The organism is Bacillus sp. NPDC060175 (assembly GCF_042728695.1).
GTDB lineage: Bacteria > Bacillota > Bacilli > Bacillales > Bacillaceae_G > Bacillus_A.
The window spans coordinates 1-17555 of sequence record NZ_JBHWYR010000066.1 but is presented as its reverse complement, the minus strand read 5'-3'; the positions used below and the strand labels follow the sequence as shown (position 1 = coordinate 17555).

At 36.0% G+C, this 17555-nt stretch carries 16 protein-coding genes; 3 read left to right on the top strand and 13 right to left on the bottom strand.

Annotation, left to right across the window (positions count from 1 at the left end):
- Positions 1-69 precede the first annotated feature (69 nt).
- The 3 genes from ACFWDE_RS24185 to ACFWDE_RS24175 all read right to left on the bottom strand — a co-directional run bounded on the left by ACFWDE_RS24185 (position 70) and on the right by ACFWDE_RS24175 (position 2015).
- Positions 70-315, bottom strand: a complete 246-nt coding sequence (locus ACFWDE_RS24185) for a YlbE-like family protein (protein WP_377895204.1) — start codon at positions 313-315, stop codon at positions 70-72.
- Between the two features lie 11 nt (positions 316-326).
- Positions 327-764 carry a YlbD family protein gene (ylbD, locus tag ACFWDE_RS24180; protein ID WP_002111470.1) on the bottom strand — a complete coding sequence of 146 codons (438 nt, stop codon included), beginning with the start codon at positions 762-764 and terminating at the stop codon, positions 327-329.
- A gap of 216 nt (positions 765-980) precedes the next feature.
- Positions 981-2015, bottom strand: a complete 1035-nt coding sequence (locus tag ACFWDE_RS24175) for a CAP domain-containing protein (protein ID WP_377895202.1) — start codon at positions 2013-2015, stop codon at positions 981-983.
- Positions 2016-2222: 207 nt separating this feature from the next.
- Between ACFWDE_RS24175 and ACFWDE_RS24170 the strand changes: the two genes are divergently transcribed.
- Positions 2223-2588, top strand: coding sequence for a YugN family protein (locus tag ACFWDE_RS24170; RefSeq protein ID WP_002066906.1), 366 nt, complete (start codon positions 2223-2225; stop codon positions 2586-2588).
- A gap of 36 nt (positions 2589-2624) precedes the next feature.
- Here ACFWDE_RS24170 and ctaG read toward each other — a convergent pair whose 3' ends face one another.
- From ctaG to ctaB, 6 genes are all read right to left on the bottom strand, one after another.
- On the bottom strand, positions 2625-3530 hold the full coding sequence (gene ctaG / locus ACFWDE_RS24165; protein ID WP_219919798.1) for a cytochrome c oxidase assembly factor CtaG: 906 nt from the start codon (positions 3528-3530) through the stop codon (positions 2625-2627).
- Between the two features lie 81 nt (positions 3531-3611).
- Positions 3612-3944: a cytochrome c oxidase subunit IVB gene (gene ctaF / locus ACFWDE_RS24160; RefSeq protein WP_002121961.1), complete on the bottom strand. Its 333-nt coding sequence runs from the start codon at positions 3942-3944 to the stop codon at positions 3612-3614.
- 3 nt (positions 3945-3947) lie between these two features.
- Positions 3948-4571, bottom strand: a complete 624-nt coding sequence (gene ctaE, locus ACFWDE_RS24155) for a cytochrome c oxidase subunit III (protein WP_000557861.1) — start codon at positions 4569-4571, stop codon at positions 3948-3950.
- The gene (ctaD, locus tag ACFWDE_RS24150; protein ID WP_377895211.1) at positions 4571-6406 is read right to left on the bottom strand and encodes a cytochrome c oxidase subunit I; all 1836 of its coding nucleotides are present in this window, start codon (positions 6404-6406) and stop codon (positions 4571-4573) included. Before ctaD ends, ctaE begins: the two co-directional genes overlap by 1 nt.
- Before the next feature lie 60 nt (positions 6407-6466).
- Positions 6467-7516: a cytochrome c oxidase subunit II gene (gene coxB / locus ACFWDE_RS24145; protein WP_002088304.1), complete on the bottom strand. Its 1050-nt coding sequence runs from the start codon at positions 7514-7516 to the stop codon at positions 6467-6469.
- A 93-nt stretch (positions 7517-7609) separates the two neighbouring features.
- Positions 7610-8533, bottom strand: coding sequence for a protoheme IX farnesyltransferase (gene ctaB / locus ACFWDE_RS24140; protein ID WP_002146014.1), 924 nt, complete (start codon positions 8531-8533; stop codon positions 7610-7612).
- 497 nt (positions 8534-9030) lie between these two features.
- On the opposite strand from ctaB, the gene ctaA reads away from it, so the two are divergent.
- Complete coding sequence (ctaA, locus tag ACFWDE_RS24135) at positions 9031-9966, top strand: heme A synthase (RefSeq protein ID WP_377895200.1); 936 nt, start codon at positions 9031-9033, stop codon at positions 9964-9966.
- An 86-nt stretch (positions 9967-10052) separates the two neighbouring features.
- On the opposite strand, the gene pyc is transcribed toward ctaA, so the two are convergent.
- The 3 genes from pyc to ACFWDE_RS24120 form a co-directional block, all read right to left on the bottom strand.
- Positions 10053-13499, bottom strand: a complete 3447-nt coding sequence (gene pyc / locus ACFWDE_RS24130; RefSeq protein ID WP_377895198.1) for a pyruvate carboxylase — start codon at positions 13497-13499, stop codon at positions 10053-10055.
- 333 nt (positions 13500-13832) lie between these two features.
- A complete protein-coding gene (ftsW, locus tag ACFWDE_RS24125) occupies positions 13833-15011 on the bottom strand; it encodes a putative lipid II flippase FtsW (RefSeq protein WP_377895197.1) in 1179 nt (392 codons plus the stop codon).
- A 125-nt stretch (positions 15012-15136) separates the two neighbouring features.
- Positions 15137-15424: an Fpa/YlaN family protein gene (locus ACFWDE_RS24120; RefSeq protein ID WP_000135698.1), complete on the bottom strand. Its 288-nt coding sequence runs from the start codon at positions 15422-15424 to the stop codon at positions 15137-15139.
- 150 nt (positions 15425-15574) lie between these two features.
- On the opposite strand from ACFWDE_RS24120, the gene ACFWDE_RS24115 reads away from it, so the two are divergent.
- The gene (locus ACFWDE_RS24115) at positions 15575-16072 is read left to right on the top strand and encodes a hypothetical protein (RefSeq protein ID WP_078172903.1); all 498 of its coding nucleotides are present in this window, start codon (positions 15575-15577) and stop codon (positions 16070-16072) included.
- Between the two features lie 49 nt (positions 16073-16121).
- Here the strand turns inward: ACFWDE_RS24115 and ACFWDE_RS24110 are convergent, their stop codons facing one another.
- Positions 16122-17450, bottom strand: coding sequence for a PhoH family protein (locus ACFWDE_RS24110; RefSeq protein ID WP_219919809.1), 1329 nt, complete (start codon positions 17448-17450; stop codon positions 16122-16124).
- Between the last annotated feature and the right edge of the window lie 105 nt (positions 17451-17555).

Genomic DNA, 17555 nt, shown 5'->3' with positions numbered 1-17555 from the left:
TCCTTTTTTAAATAATGCGATTCTATTGTAACAAAAGTTTTGCATAACGGACATAGTTTTCCCTTCCAATTACGTCGTATTTTGCTGCTTCATATACTGGAACATATCAATCATAATTGAAGCAACCGCCAATTGATTTTGAAATTTTTCCACTTTATCTGGTATCGTTTTTTTGAAATGCTGCATGGCAGCTAACTCAAAAACTTCTTTTTCTTCTGGGTTACGCGTCAATTTCCGGTACCAGTATGGCTGTTCCCGAATATAGCGAGCTAAATCCTCATCAGCTTTTATAAACTCCATAATTTCCGCTCTCATCCTCTTTCCCCCTAATCCTTTTGAAAGAAAAAAGGATTATTTTCAGAAGTACTTTGTTCTGGCTGCGCACGGTTCCCTTGAAATTGTTGGATAACTTGTTGCACGCTACCAATCGCACTCGTTACATTTGCTAAATGATGTTGCATTTGTTCTACGTCTAACTTTTTAAAGAAAGAAAGCATTTGCCCCATCACATCAGCTGTTTTTTCCTCTTCTGTTCGACTTTCTTTTTCTTCTTTATTTTCTTTTACCGAAGAAAAAGCAGGTGCTCCATCAGGTCTATATGCTGTCCATATTTGATCTTCTTCACCTAGTAAGTACCATTCTTCATAAAATTGCTGCCAAGTTTTTTGACCACTTCTAACCTCATGAACCATTTTAGGGTGATGGTTTACAAACTCTTTAAACTGTTGAACCGATGGATGTAACGGCCCTTTTGTTGTTGGCATAATCCTCACCTCTTCATGTATATCTACTATATTGTAAGAAAAAAAAGGCACATGGTTCGCCTATTTTTAGACGATTCATGCACCTTTTTATCTCCCTATTTGTGGACAGTAAGACTTCCATCTTAAACTTCTACGAATAGGCGGGAGTCTTACAAGCCCGATTGATGAAGGCTAATAATCAGTGAAGGATGCCCCCCCACTGATTAAAGTTTCATTTTATTTTCGGATAAAGTTTTGAGTATAAAATTTATCATATACCCCAACACCTAATCCAGTAAATTGTTCATTTAATACATTCTTTCTGTGACCCTCACTATTTAACCAACCTTGTACCGCCGCAATTCCATCACTATGTTGCGCCGCTATATTCTCACCAGCAAGTTGAAAAGCCACTTGCCCACGTTGCAAACGATCTCCTAACGTACCAAAAGTAGGTGAATCGTGTGAAAAATAATTATTATCCTTCATATCTTTACTATGGCCTAATGCAACATCTGCAGTTTGTTGGTCCCATGTTAACAACGGTAATTGATGACGACTTCGAATAACATTTGTTAAATCGAGAATTTGTTGCATATTTCCATTTTCTACTTGTTTCATTTTTTCTGGCGTCAGCGGCTGTTCCGCTATTAATTCACCTGAATAAACGAGTTGATATGGTCTTTGTCGTAATAACGTTTCATCATCCATATAACGAAGACCAACAAGCTCATGTGTAAAGTGATCAAAATATAATTGTGCCCATCCATCTTCTACAGGTACTAGCGGTTGTTCCATTACTTCCGTATCAGATAACTCAAATTGATAACTATTCTTTCCTCTTTTTAATGAAATCTCATGTGAAAGTGGATTCTTTTTATATACCTCTTCATACTTTTCATTTATATAATAGGGAGCCACCTTAACTTGCTCACCAGCAACATACGCCGTTACAACTTTACGTTCAGCAACTCCAAATTGAACATACTGAGCTAAATCTTGGTTATACACCCACCATTCATATCCATAAGCAGACGGCTCTATTCGAGACGGTTCGCCCCACTTCGCTAATAAATTCTCAGAGTCCCCACCAATCATACTTAAAACAGTATCTGTGGATTCTTCATTTACTTGCTTCTTCTTTTTCACAATTTTATTTTCTTGCTTAGAGTGAGATGGGGTTAATATATATTGTGATACGAGTAACTTCCCGTATAAATCAACAGCTAAAATTAAAAATGTAATCATTACGATACGCAATAATTTCTTCAAACGATATACCTCCTGAACAAAGCATAAAATCGAGATATACACAAATCCTTTTCTTTCCTTTTTTGTGTGTACCGTACTCTTTTCACTATATCATATTTTCACGAAAAAAGTCTGGAATATCCCTTTTCTCGCAATATGAATTGCACTTTCTTATTATTCATACTATTATAAAAATAATGCACTAACATTAAAATAAGGAGGTATTCTATGCAATTTACAAATACAAACTTTAATGATGCAGTCGTTGATTTAACTCTTTTAACTGAGATTATGGAAAACAATCATTTTGTACTTGCTGGACAATGGGATTACGAACGCGTTACATATGATTATAAATTTGAAATATTAAAGGATATTTATTATTTACGTGTACAAGGATTTGCTGTTGAAGGTGACATCGGCGGCAGACACGCTCAAGTAAAACTATTGCCACCCTTATTAGGAAAACATTATTATCCTCATGGCGTTGAATATGGAGATGATGAGATTTTTCCAACGAATGTACTTCAAAAAAGCGAACAACTCCTACAAAATATCGAAAAAGAGTTGAAAGAATTTCAAATTATTGAATAACAAAAAAACTAGCGCATTAATACGATGCGCTAGTTTTTATTTCGTCTGCAAATAAGGAGGTAATTCTTGCAGCTGCTCTTTATCCTTTTCACGCTCTCTACGTGCCCATTTAAAGAACACATAACCGATAATCGTACCGTACACTATTTCCTGGACAATTTTCATAATGATACCGCCTGTTTGTTGGTCTTCTACTACCGGCATCCAATGTAAAAATTCTGGTCCAGTTATATTTAAATCTGATAAAGTCCCCGCCGGTACACAGAGCTCCATTGCCTTCATCCAAGCGGCCGGATCTGTATATGTTGCAAATAATGGTGCAGTCGCAAAAATTATTAACGCACAAGCTGGCGTTAATAAAATACCATTAGCAAACATATAACCAAGCTTCTTAATATCACTTAAAGTTTGATATTCTGGTAGCGGATTTAACATCGGCCACCACATCATCATTGCTGCAAAAAACAATATAGCAAGGCAAATAGGATGCGCTATTTGACTTTGTTTTACTGTATCAAAAACAACTGGCAAATGATAAAAGGAAAACAGACCGTTAAATACCAACAACGCAATAAGCGGCTTTCCAAAAACCTTTAGCACAATTTGAACGAACTTAAAAGAAGTAATATATTGATATAACCATACGGGTATACCAAGCAGTAATAACGGAGGCACCGCAATATACATTACTGCCATCTCAAGCATATGTGCACTAAATATAATATGACCAATTAAATCAATAGGTCCTCCCTTTACAAAATACAAAAGAACAATCCCGGTCGTAAAATAAAAAATTTGCTTCTTACTTACCTTCGTCGCATTTTCAAATCGCGTTCTATATGGTCCAATAACTAAAAAATAACTAATAAGAATTGAGATCATAAATAATAAAAAAATCGGACTCCATAAAGCTTGAAAACCAAATACCCATAAGTTTTCCATTTCCACACCTACCTTTTCAAAATCCTTATATTTCATATACAAAGAGGGCTATGATAAATCAGAGCCCCCTACTATCACTGTTTAAATCCACACAATTGTCATAAAGGCTAATATTGTTAATAAACCAATTAACAATCCAGAGTATAAGAAGAAACTCGCCGCTTCATGCCCTTTATGACTCATATGCATGAAATAATATAACTGAAATATAACTTGAACGACTGCTAACAATAATATAAATGGAACCGAAAAAATCGGGCTAAATGTTTTCGGATATGCCACCGCTGCAAATGCAACTAATGTTAAAAAAATCATTAGTGAAAATGTAATAACTTGGTGCTTCATTTCCTCTGCACTTTTTCTCTTCCGATAAACAAGATCCACCTTAGGATTATTCGTTTGCTTAACCGCCATTGTTTATCCCACCATTCCCATCAAATATACTACAGTGAAAATAAACACCCAAACTACGTCAATAAAGTGCCAATAAATTGATGCAACATAAAACTTTGGTGCGTTATATAAATTTAAACCTCTCTTCGCGTTTCTAAAGATTAATGTTAAAATCCAACATAATCCAAACAACACGTGGAGCCCGTGTGTACCAACAAGAGCATAAAATGCAGAACCAAATGCACTACTTCTCATAGTATGCTTAAATTCATGCGTATAATGATAAAACTCATATATTTCAAACCCCAAAAATCCTAAGCCAAGCAACACTGTTACAAGTAACCAAAGTTGCATTTTCTTAAAGTTGAAATTTTTCATATGATACATTGCGTATACACTCGTTAAACTACTTGTTAACAAAAGCATCGTCATAATGAAAACGAGCGGCATTTGAAACATCTCTTGAGATGTTGGTCCACCATTTGTAGAGTTCTTTAATGCTAAATATGTGCCAAATAAGGAAGCGAACAACACTGTTTCGCCTCCAAGAAATAACCAAAAACCAACAAACTTATTTTTTCCCTCAAGGGTTGCTTTTTCAGGCTCTGCTGGAAATGTTTCATTCGTTAATTTCTCATCTACATGCATTACGCCTTGCCCCCCTTATCATCTAAATCTTCCTTATGAATATGATATCCATGATCATCAATTACTGAACGAAGGAACATTGTACCAAATGTAATGATTAAACCGATAATTGCTACTAATAACCAAAATTTATCTTTGCCACCCTGCATATACATAGCACCAAAAGCAGCTATAAATAAACCTAGAGAAATAATAAATGGTGAAAATGAAGAATTTGGCATATGAATATCACCGACCGGTTCCGCTGCTGTCATCTCTTTATTACCCTCACGTTTTTCAATCCAAAACGGATCTAATCCGCGAACAAATGGTAACTGTTTGAAATTATATTCCGGTGTAGGTGCTGGCATTGTCCACTCTAACGTACGCGCATCCCACGGATCACGACCAGCCTTCTCTTTTGATACCGTTGTTTTTATTACATTGAATAAAAGAGCAATCGTTCCAAGAGCCATAAACACTGCTCCAATAGAACTAATCATATTCCCCATTTCCAATCCTTGCCCCTCTAGATATGTGTAGTAACGACGCGGCATACCGATTAGACCCAGGAAATGCTGAATAAAGAACGTTAAATGGAAACCGATAAAGAATAACCAAAATGTTATTTTTCCTAACGTTTCATTTAATACTTTATTAAACATAAGTGGCCAATAATAATGCGCACCTGCAAGTAAACCAAATACAACACCGCCAACAATTACATAATGAAAGTGTGCTACTACGAAATAATTATCATGAAACTGATAATCGGCTGGTGCAGAAGCAAGCATAACACCTGTAACTCCACCCATAACAAAGGATGGAATAAAAGCTACCGCCCACATCATTGGTGTTGTAAACCTAATACTTCCACCCCACATGGTAAAGAGCCAGTTAAATATTTTAATACCCGTCGGAACTGCAATCGCCATTGTTGCAACTGAGAAGATAGCATTTGCAACAGGCCCAAGACCAACAGTGAACATATGATGCGCCCATACCATAAATCCTAAAAATCCTATTAATACTGTCGCGAACACCATCGAGGAATAACCGAATAATCGTTTTTTCGAAAATGTGGCGAAGATTTCTGAGAATATTCCGAAAGCTGGGAGTATAAGAATGTATACTTCCGGATGACCGAAGATCCAGAATAAATGCTCCCATATAATCGTGTTCCCACCTAGTGCCGGATTAAAGAAACTTGTGCCAAATAAACGATCTAACATTAAAAGTCCTAATCCTACAGTTAATGGTGGAAATGCAAATAAAATAAGTGAAGATGTTACAAATGTTGTCCATGTAAACATCGGCATGCGCATGTACGTCATCCCTGGCGCACGCATATTAATAATTGTAACAAGGAAGTTAATACCTCCAATTAATGTACCAATACCTGATATTTGCAAGCCGAGTACATAAAAATCAACACCATGTCCTTTAGAGGCTAAAGCTAAAGATGCATACGATGTCCACCCTGCATCAGGCGCTCCTCCTAAAAACCAACTTAAATTTAAAAATAATCCACCAAAGAAAAATAACCAAAATCCGAGCGAATTCAAAAACGGGAACGCCACATCACGTGCTCCAATTTGAAGTGGTACAGCGGCGTTCATAAATGCAAACACGAGTGGCATAGCTGCGAGGAAAATCATTGTTGTACCGTGCATCGTTAATACTTGATTATAAGCATCCCCAACAAGAAAAGCATTGTTTGGAATCGCTAACTGCAGGCGAATAAATAGCGCTTCTATTCCACCTATTACAAAAAACAATCCACCTGCAATTAAATAGAGAATGGCAATCTTTTTATGGTCTACTGTCGTTAAATAATCCCATATGACAGCACCCATCCCCTGTTTTTTTGCTACAGAACTCACGTTTTCAACCTCCCCTTCGCAAATGATCCCTCTTTACTTTTCAATCTTTAACGTTTGTAAATATGCATTTAATGCATTAATTTGATCATCCGTTAAGTTGCCATATTTACCAGTCATTTTATTACCTGGTTTCATATTTTCAGGATCTTTGAGCCATTTTTTTAAGTTCTCTTCATTATTTTCGGCAATACCAGCAACCATATCGCGATCTGCAAAGTTTGCTAAGTTCGGTGCGATACGAGCAGAAGGTGGTCTACTATCATTTGATCCAACTGCATGACAACCAATACAGCTTTTATTAAATATTTCTTGACCCTCTTGCGCCTTTGTAGAAGCTACTTCTTTTTTTCCATCAATTTTCTTCATGTCAGCAAGCCACTTTTTGTACTCGCTTTCATCCAGAGCTTTCACTTTGAACTGCATTAAAGAATGTGAGGGGCCACAAAATTCTGTACAAAAACCATTATAAGTGCCCGATTTATCTGCCTTTAACCACATTTTGTTTACATTATCTGTATTTGTATCCATTTTCCCAGCTAAAGATGGAACCCAAAACGAATGTTTAATATCGGCACCCTTCAAATTCAAATACACTTTCTTACCTGTGGGGATAACTAAATCTTGAGAAGTTACTATTTTTTCTGATTTATAAGAAAATTCCCACCAATAAAGATTCGCTGTTACATCAACAACGATAGTATCTTTATCAATATTCTTTTTCTCCATCGCACTTACATCAGCAAGCTTGAATGTATATGTAACAGTCGGAACAGCCAAGATTAACAAAAGAATAATCGGAATAACTGTCCATATAATTTCTAGTTTGTGATTTCCTTCAACTTGCTCTGGAATATAATCTTCCTCACCCTTTTTTTGTCGGAAACGCACAATTACATATAAGAAAATAATAGTAACTACAAGTACTACTCCTACCATGATTGCACTCGCTAGTAAGAGCAAATCATATTGCATTTTTGCTACTTCCCCTTGCGGAATTAAAGTAGACTGAAAAGCTTTACCGCATCCCCCTAACAGTAAAGCCAGCAGTGAAACGAACGAAAGCAGTCGCCACTGTTTCTTCATACAAACAACCCCCACTTTCTTTGTGAATTAGATTGTACTTTATAGTTAAGTAAAGTAAATCTCAACGTAAAGAAATCCAATCATGTCGTTGTCTTAGAAGAATGTAACTACAATCATTGACACAAATAAGATTGTTAAGTAATTCAGGGAATAAACAAACATTTTTACGGACCATTTGATGTCATCTTGCTTACGGAAGCCATAAAACCCTAATGCGATCCATCCGATGTTAAGCAATGTTGCAATTACCATGAATGTTATTCCAAGCCCACTCATATAAAATGGTAGTGGTAATAAACATACTGTCCAAATCATAATCTGACGTTTCGTAATATCAAATCCCTGTACAACAGGAAGCATTGGGATTCCTGCATTTCGATATTCATCAACACGCTTCATCGCTAATGCGAGGAAATGTGGGATTTGCCAAATAAACATAATTAAAAATAACATCCAAGCAATTGGATGACTTAAAGACGGATCAATTGCCGCCCATCCAATTAAAGGTGGAACTGCTCCTGATATACTACCTACAACAGTATTCAACGTATATTTTCTCTTCGTCCATAACGTATATAAAACAACATATGTGAAGGCACCAATAAATGAGATTAACACTGCCATCGGTGTAGTAAGTAATAAAAATGCAAAGCCAAGAAGTAAAATTACAAGTCCAAATGCAAGTGCAAAGCCAGGTTTATATTTACCCGTTACCGTTGGACGGTTTTTTGTTCTTTCCATTAATGGATCGATATCTCGGTCAATGTAGTTATTTAAACAACATACCCCAGCCATAATTAATGCAGAACCAACGATTGTGAAAAATAGCTTATCTAGATTGTCCATAACACTCAATCCATTAAAATGTAAAGCCAACCAAAATCCTGTAAATACAGTAAGTGTATTTGAGTTTACAATCCCCATTTTAACGAGCGCTGATAAATCTTGTAACCGAGTTGTTTCCGGTACACTTGAAACAGCTGACTCATCATGCAGCTCACTTGTTGCATGGTTCATCACTTTAACCCCCTCTTAAACCTATCATCTTTCTAAGCACATATTTCATGTGAAATATTTCGCTTCTATACAGCAATATTATTACAGTAGAAATATTGTTAACCCATTCTACTACTAATCTACGCCCATACTCCAATATATTAAATCACATTTCCTGAACTTTTTGTGAAGAAAACATGAACTTTTTGTGTCGAACATTAAAAAACTTTATTCCAATTTATCCTTATCATAACATGATGTTATCTTCTATAATAAACTATTTTGTCATATTTAGCATGTATTCTCCCCATTTCTTTTCAAAACAGCCTAAATCCCTCCTAAAATATGTATTTAAAATCCCATTTTTTTCTTTATAATACGTACGTTGTCCTCACCCTCCATTTCTTTGCTATTTTATTATTTTTTATATATCATAGGACTGTAGCACGTTTTATTCTATACATAATGGAATGAAAATATTTCGCAATAACTTCATAGCAGAAAGATGGTGAAAGAGATTGCAACGCTTTATTAAATGGTTAGCAGTCATTACAAGTCTCGATTTATTAGTAGTTTTACTAGGAGGCGCTTTAGTTACAAAAACGGGTTCAGGCCAAGGATGCGGCAAATCATGGCCTCTTTGTAACGGTGAATTTGTTCCATCTAATTTATCAATGGAAACTATTATTGAGCTAAGTCACCGCTTAACATCTGGATCAGCAGGAATCCTTGTTACTCTTCTTTGTATCTTGTCCTGGAAATATTATAAACATGTGCGCGAAACAAAGACGTTAGCAATTTTATCCTTCGTATTTTTAGTTGCACAAGCATTAATGGGGGCGGCGGCGGTTGTTTGGGGTCAAATGCCTGCTGTATTAGCTATTCATTTCGGTATTTCCTTAATTTCATTTGCTTCTGTCATCTTGTTAACGTGTCTTATTTTTGAAATTGATCAGAAATTTGATGCACGTTCACTTATTATGGACAAAAAAATGAAATTTCATATTTATGGTGTAACAATTTACAGTTATATCGTTGTCTACACAGGAGCTTTAGTACGTCACGAACGAGCTACCTTAGCCTGTCCAGACTTCCCTTTATGCAGTAAAAATAGACCTATGCCAACTCAACTACATGAGTGGGTCCAAATGGGGCATAGAGTTGCAGCTATGTTAATATTCGTTTGGATACTATACGCAATGTTTATAGCTATTCGTCATTACAAGCAGCAGCGTGTAGTATACTGGGGATGGATTATTTCCTTTATCCTTGTTACACTTCAAGCTATAGTAGGAATTTTAGTCGTATTGACAAATGCTAGTTTAGCAATGGCATTATTACATTCACTCTTCATTTCTTGCCTGTTTGCTGTACTATGCTATTTAGTTATGATAGGTACAAGAAGTACAGTCAATGCAAAAGAAACTGAATCAGCTTCTAAACAAACAAAATAAAGTAAAATTTTAATACCTTGCCAATTCGGCAAGGTATTATTTACACACAAAAAAGAGCTGCTTTCGCACAGCTCTTTTTCTTTATTTTAATGATCTAATTCAATGAGTAAATCTCCCGTTTGAATTGCATCCCCATCATTTACATATACTTTTTTCACTTTACCACTAAATGGCGCCTGAACCGTCGTTTCCATTTTCATCGCTTCTGTAATCGCCATGGAATCACCTTTTTTCACTTCATCGCCTTCTTTTACAACTACTTTAATAACTGTTCCTGGCATCGTTGCGCTAATATGATTTGGATTTTCACGGTTCCCTTTCACACGTTGTGCAACTGTTGCTTTCACGCTTTCATCTTTTACTACGATTTCACGTGGTTGACCGTTAAATTCCAAGTAAAGAATACGATTCCCATCTGGCTGAGGCTCTCCAATTGATACTAGTTTAACCATCAATGTTTTACCCTGTTCGATTTCCACATCAATTTCTTCACCAAGTCTCATACCATAGAAGAATGTCGGTGTATCAAGCACAGATACGTTTCCATAAGTCCCAGCAACTTTTTCGTAGTCCATAAATACTTTTGGATACAATGCATATGCGACTACATCAAAAATTGTTACTTCGCGTCCAAGTTTGTGGAATAACTCTTCTTTTAGAGCGTCAAAATCTACCGGCTCTAATAATTCACCTGGTCTTACTGTCAACGGCTCTTTTCCTTTTAAAATAATATCTTGTAATTCTTTCGGGAAACCACCATATGGTTGACCTAAATCTCCAGAGAACATTTCAACAACAGATCCTGGGAAGTCCATAGCATGTCCACGTTCTAAAATATCTTGTTCTGTCAGATGGTTTTGAACCATAAATAATGCCATATCACCGACAACTTTAGATGATGGTGTTACTTTTACAATATCTCCAAACATATCATTAACACGACGGTACATCACTTTAACTTCATCAAAGCGATCTCCTAAACCAACCGCCTTCGCTTGTTGTTGAAGATTACTATATTGTCCACCTGGCATTTCGTGCATATATACCTCTGTGTGAGGTGCGTTCATACCACTTTCAAATGGTGCATAATATTTGCGTACATCTTCCCAATAATAAGATAGTTTTTCTAATGAATCTATATTAACATCTGGTTGTCTTTCGTTTCCACCTAATGCATAGTATAGCGTGTTCGCACTTGGCTGTGACGTTTGACCAGCCATAGAACTCACCGCTACATCGACAATATCAACACCTGCTTCAATCGCCTTTGTATACGTTAAAATACCATTTCCGCTTGTATCGTGTGTATGCAGGTGAATTGGTATCGACACCGTTTCTTTTAATGCTGAAACTAAATCATATGCTGCGTTTGGCTTTAATAAACCTGCCATATCTTTAATTCCTAAAATGTGAGCTCCTGATGCTTCCAACTCTTTTGCTAAGTTTTTATAATAATTCAAATCATATTTACTGCGTAATGGATCATGAATGTCTCCCGTGTAACACATTGTCGCTTCTGCAATTTTACCAGTATCTCGTACAGCATCAATTGCAACTCTCATGCCTTCTACCCAGTTTAAGCTATCAAAAATACGGAATACATCAATTCCGGCTTGAGCAGAACATTCTACAAATTTTTGAATTAAATTATCTGGATAGTTTTTGTAACCTACTGCGTTTGAAGAGCGAAGTAACATTTGGAATAAAACATTCGGCATTTGTTCACGAAGATCTAGTAATCGTTCCCATGGATCTTCTTTTAAGAAACGATACGCAACATCAAATGTTGCACCGCCCCACATTTCTGCTGAGAATAGATTTGGTAACATTCTCGCTGTCGGCTCTGCAATTTGATGTAAATCTTTAGTTCGAATACGAGTTGCAAGTAAAGACTGATGCGCATCACGGAATGTTGTATCCGTTAAAAGTACACGTTTTTGATCTTGAACCCACTTTACTAGTCCATCCGCTCCACGCTCATCCAAAATTTGTTTCGTTCCATTTTGGATTGGCTCTGAGTGTTTTACGCTTGGTATACGAGCATCAGGGAAAATTGGCTTTTCTTTTTTCCCTACTCCTGGGAAGCCATTTACTGTTACTGAACCAATATAATTTAACATTTTCGTTCCACGGTCTTTACGTTTCGGGAACAAGAATAGTTCAGGTGACACATCAATAAACGACGTATCATATTCTCCTGATAAGAAGTTTTTATGTTTTACTACATTCTCTAAGAATGGAATATTTGTTTTAATGCCACGAATACGGAATTCTTTTAAGTTACGTTCCATTTTTGCAGCAGCTTGCTCAAAAGTAAGAGCCCAAGTTGTAACTTTTACAAGTAAAGAGTCGTAGTACGGTGTAATAACTGCACCTTGGAAACTATTACCTGTGTCAAGACGCACACCAAAACCACCGCCTGATCGATACGCCATAATCTTTCCCGTATCAGGCATAAAGTTATTAAGTGGATCTTCTGTCGTTACACGAGACTGAATTGCATAACCATGTACAATAATCTCTTCTTGTTTCGGCACACTTACCATCTTGCTATGTAAAGCATGTCCATCTGCAATTAATATTTGTGATTGAACAATATCGATTCCTGTAATCATTTCTGTAATTGTATGTTCTACTTGAACACGTGGATTTACTTCAATAAAGTAAAATTCATCATCTTTCACAAGAAATTCAACAGTTCCAGCATTTAAATAATTTACATTTTTCGTTAACTTTACTGCAGCTTCACAAATACGCTGGCGCAAATCATCTGAAAGCGACACGCTCGGCGCAATTTCAACTACCTTTTGATGGCGTCGTTGTACAGAGCAATCACGCTCATACAAATGTACAACATTACCTTCTTCATCTGCTAAAATTTGTACTTCTATATGTTTAGGTTTTTCAACGAATTTTTCAACGTACACTTCATCATTACCAAAGGCTGCCTTTGCTTCTGATTTCGCGCGATTATACGATTCTCTTAATTCTTCACTAGTACGTACAATACGCATACCACGACCACCACCACCAAGCGATGCTTTAATAATAATCGGGTAATCATACTTTTCAGCAAATTCTGCGACTTCTTCTATTGAATTTATTGGACCATCACTACCAGGAATAACTGGAATTTGTGCTAACTGCGCTTGTGTTCTTGCTTTAACTTTATCTCCAAACATATCTAGATGCTTACTTTTTGGACCGATAAAGATAATCCCTTCTTCTTCACAACGTTTTGCAAATTGAATATTTTCTGACAAGAAACCATATCCAGGGTGGATTGCATCTACATGATTACTTTTCGCAATCTCAATAATGCCTTCAATATCTAGATAGGCATCAATTGGCTTTTTCCCTTCCCCAACTAAATAGGACTCATCTGCTTTATAGCGATGATAAGAACCACTATCCTCTTTCGAATAGATTGCAACTGTGTTTAATCCAAGTTCTGAACATGCTCGAAATACACGAATTGCAATCTCTCCACGGTTAGCTACCAATACTTTTTGAATACGTTGCAGCTTTGTCATGATTTTCCCCCTCTACTTTCCTACCACTCTAGAGATAAAATACATACACACTCTAAAGAGCGTGAAGTTCTTCACTTTCCACATTATATTATACTTAGAAAGCTTCACTTTATTTTTATCCATCATACCTTATTTTTTAACAAATGATAAGTTTTCTGTGCAATTTGTTTCACAAAAATAGTATAGCATACCTCTTCCTTTTCTAACAACACTATTGTATATCACATTCACTTAAATGTAATATACTTTTCGTTTTAAAAGAATCAATATTATATCACATTTAAAACCTAACAAAATAAAAAACACATTGAACTCTAGAGCTCAATGTGTTTTTTATTTTACAACAACAAGATGCGGTCCACCTTGCCCTATTTCTGTATTCATTTCATTCTGTAATTTCTCTTGTCGTTCTACATGACTAGCAATATTTAACAGTATACCCATTGCAAGTAAATTAGCCAATAAAGAACTACCACCATAACTTATAAACGGTAATGGTACCCCTGTAAGCGGTATTAACCCAGACATACCACCGACATTTATAAAAGTTTGAACTCCAAACAAACTTGCAATTCCGATAGCTATTAAACTTCCAAACGGATCTTTACACTTTTGTGCAATTCTAAATGAACGAATAATAATGAGTAACAAGCAAATCAAAATAACAGCTACACCAATAAAACCTAGCTCTTCAGATATAATTGCCATAATAAAATCTGTTTGCGGTTCTGGTAAGTAGCCATATTTTTGGACACTGTTCCCTAACCCTCTACCGTTTAGCTCTCCTGAAGCAATTCCAATAAATGAATTTATTAATTGGAATCCATCCTTTTGCGGATCGCTAAATGGATCAAGAAAAACTGAAAAACGTGCCTTTTGATATGGGCTTAATGCATAATTTCCGAGAAAATATAGTGCCGGAATCCACACTATAGAAGTTAAAACAATTCGTTTAATCCATAAGTTAATCCGGACTCCCGAACAAAGAAACATAATTCCTACCGTTCCCGCAATTAACAAATCGGTACCTAAGTCATTTTGAAGTAAAATTAATCCCATCGCTCCACCAACAACAGCTAGAGGAGGAATTATCCCTTGTACAAAAGCTGTTTGCGTTTCTTGTTTCTTAGCAAAAAAGTTTGCTAACGTAATAATAACCGCTATTTTCACAAACTCAGCTGGTTGTATACCTAATATCCATCCTTTTGCACCATTTACGTCCTTACCGAAAATCAAGGCTGCTGATAATAGACCAATACTCCCTATTCCCATTGCGATCAAAACTATTCGCTTTCTCCACAACTTATAAGGAATAGCAACGATAATCGCTAACATTATCGTTCCAATAGCTAAAGCAATTAATTGTTTTTTAAAAAAGTAATTTGCTGGCCAGTTATGCCTCGAAATCGCAACAATGGAACTCGAACTATATACCATTATAACTCCCAGCACACATAAGATAACAAGAGGAAGTAACAATGAATAATCCATTGATTTCCATACTTTTTTCATTTCATTTCCTCTCTCTGTTTCAAATTAATTATTGTTGTATTCCATATGTATATAGGTTCTTCCTTCTTTATTATACAAATAAAAAGCCCAAACTATTTCAGTTTGAGCCCCCTTATTTGAACCCGTTATTGTTGTTTGTTTGTAAATGCTTCATGAAGTGCAGACAACTCACGTTCGAGCTCTCCTAACATTGCTTTCCCTTGTTCTTCTGCAATAAGACCAAGGCGAACCGCAAAATCGACCTCGCGGGATAGTCCAAACATTTGTGTGTCTAATACTTCTTCATATAATGGACATTGCGGCATTGTAAGATTGTCCATTTGTACTTTAATAAGTCTTAAAATCTTCTCTGCATCCGCTTGTAGAAGGGCTAGTGCCTTTTCCTGATGATTTGATACTGTCTCAGACGCCAAATTGATTCCCTCCGTTTCCGTCCTACTCTCTCATATCTATTAATATTAGCGATAGTTTTAATAAATTGCAATAGAAACATTTTTTGTGACAACAGTGCCTAATACTATTATACTGAAAAGTGGGAGTATAATACAAATGGGGGAACAACAATGAGCGAAATTTTATTTATTAATGGAAAAGTTCGTTTTCCAATCACTATCGATCCAACTGTATGGATTTTCGATGACCGAAAAATAGATTTGACAACCTACTTTGATGAAACTAGAGAAGAATCATCCGAATTAGAAACATACTTAAAACATACTTCAGAGCATTGGGATCGCGAAATCCGTGATGGTGCTGCCTTCCCGCCAATACAACAAAGTGTAAAGAAATATAAAAAAGAACAGCTTATTAACGGGACATTTGGCATACCACTTCATCCATTTCTTAAAAATGCTGAAATTTTAGAAGATGCTACTCAAGTCGAAATTGAAACCACAGACAATACAATTACACTTCCGTTAGAAACAGCCCATAAAGCTATTCTTGGTTTTTCAAAAGAAGGTAAACCATTACGAGAAGACGGGCCTGTTCATCTATATTTCCATGATGGATCTAATAGACAAAATCCGATTCGTAACATCCGTAAATTTACAATCATTTAAATTGTATAATTAAAAAGCAAAAAAGGAGTGAGCTTAGGCTCACTCCTTTTTATAATAAATCCGCTGCTAGTTGTGCTAAATTAGAACGCTCTCCTTTAACAAACTTTACATGTCCACTAATACGTTGTTCTTTAAACTTCTCCACAACATATGTTAAACCGTTATTATATTCATCTAAATACGGGTGATCAATTTGCTGAGGATCTCCCATTAATACAATCTTACTTTTTTCGCCTACCCTTGTTAATATCGTCTTTACTTCATGCTTCGTTAAATTTTGTGCCTCGTCAATTATAATGAACTGGTCTGGAATACTTCTCCCGCGTATATAGGTAAGCGCTTCTACTTCAATCGAACCCATCCCAGCTAAAATAGCATCTAGCTCCCCAGGCTTTTTCGTATTGAATAAATACTCTAGATTATCAAAAATCGGCTGCATCCACGGTCTTAATTTTTCCTCTTTCTCTCCTGGTAAATAACCTATATCTTTTCCTACCGGTACAATTGGTCTCGCGACAAGTAGTTTTTTATATAACCCTAAATCTTCGGTTTGCATTAGTCCCGAAGCTAATGCAAGTAACGTTTTTCCTGTACCGGCTTTCCCTGTTAACGTTACAAGTGGAATATCTTCCCGAAGTAGCAATTCTAATCCCATAATTTGCTGCACGTTTCGCGGACGTATCCCCCACACTTGCTCATTGTGAAAAATAAGTTTCTTTACCTTCTTACCTAAATGATCCACAATCCCAAGTGCAGAACTAGAACCCCCTAGTGCATCTTTCATTACAACAAACTGATTTGGATAAAAAGGATGATTTGCGATTTCAGATAAAGGCAGTTCACCTTTTTCATAAAAATAATCTAACTGTTCTTTTGATATATAGCCTTCTAAAAATCCTGAATATATATTTTCCACTTCAATTACACGGTCACTTAAATAATCTTCGGCCTGCAATCCAATTGCATCAGCTTTTACCCTTACGAGTACATCTTTACTTACTAAAATAACTGATTTCCCATCCTCTTTTTCTTGTTCTTCTAAAGCTAGGTTTTTTGCTACCGCTAAAATTCGATTATCATTTGTTTTTTCCACAAAAATATCTTGTAGTTGAACAAATGAGCGATGATTTAATTCAATACGAAATGTACCGCCGTTTTCTAACGGAATACTTTCATGCAGCTTTCCTATTTCGCGAAATTTGTCGATTAACTTAGATACATAGCGAGCATTTCGTCCTACTTCATCCATATAACGTTTTTTCGAATCAACCTCTTCTAATACAACTGCTGGAATTACTACTTCATTTGTTGCAAATGAAAAAATAGATAAAGGATCCTGCAAAAGTACATTCGTATCTAACACATAAATTTTATCCAACCTGTTACCCCCTGACTCCACTTTTAAATTTGTAGAACAAGGGTTTCATCCATAAAATATGGACGAACCATTGTTATAATTATATGTACCGTAAAACCGAGGTAG

Bases quoted from the DNA above. Each gene is read 5' to 3' on its own strand.
- pyc (WP_377895198.1), bottom strand. From the start codon at position 13,499: ATGACAAAGCTGCAACGTATTCAAAAAGTATTGGTAGCTAACCGTGGA.
- ACFWDE_RS24115 (WP_078172903.1), top strand. From the start codon at position 15,575: ATGAGCGAAATTTTATTTATTAATGGAAAAGTTCGTTTTCCAATCACT.
- ftsW (WP_377895197.1), bottom strand. From the start codon at position 15,011: ATGAAAAAAGTATGGAAATCAATGGATTATTCATTGTTACTTCCTCTT.
- ctaG (WP_219919798.1), bottom strand. From the start codon at position 3,530: ATGGAAAACTTATGGGTATTTGGTTTTCAAGCTTTATGGAGTCCGATT.
- ylbD (WP_002111470.1), bottom strand. From the start codon at position 764: ATGCCAACAACAAAAGGGCCGTTACATCCATCGGTTCAACAGTTTAAA.
- ctaD (WP_377895211.1), bottom strand. From the start codon at position 6,406: ATGGGTGCTGTCATATGGGATTATTTAACGACAGTAGACCATAAAAAG.
- ctaE (WP_000557861.1), bottom strand. From the start codon at position 4,571: ATGCATGTAGATGAGAAATTAACGAATGAAACATTTCCAGCAGAGCCT.
- ACFWDE_RS24185 (WP_377895204.1), bottom strand. From the start codon at position 315: ATGAGAGCGGAAATTATGGAGTTTATAAAAGCTGATGAGGATTTAGCT.
- ACFWDE_RS24170 (WP_002066906.1), top strand. From the start codon at position 2,223: ATGCAATTTACAAATACAAACTTTAATGATGCAGTCGTTGATTTAACT.
- coxB (WP_002088304.1), bottom strand. From the start codon at position 7,516: ATGAAGAAACAGTGGCGACTGCTTTCGTTCGTTTCACTGCTGGCTTTA.
- ctaF (WP_002121961.1), bottom strand. From the start codon at position 3,944: ATGGCGGTTAAGCAAACGAATAATCCTAAGGTGGATCTTGTTTATCGG.
- ctaB (WP_002146014.1), bottom strand. From the start codon at position 8,533: ATGAACCATGCAACAAGTGAGCTGCATGATGAGTCAGCTGTTTCAAGT.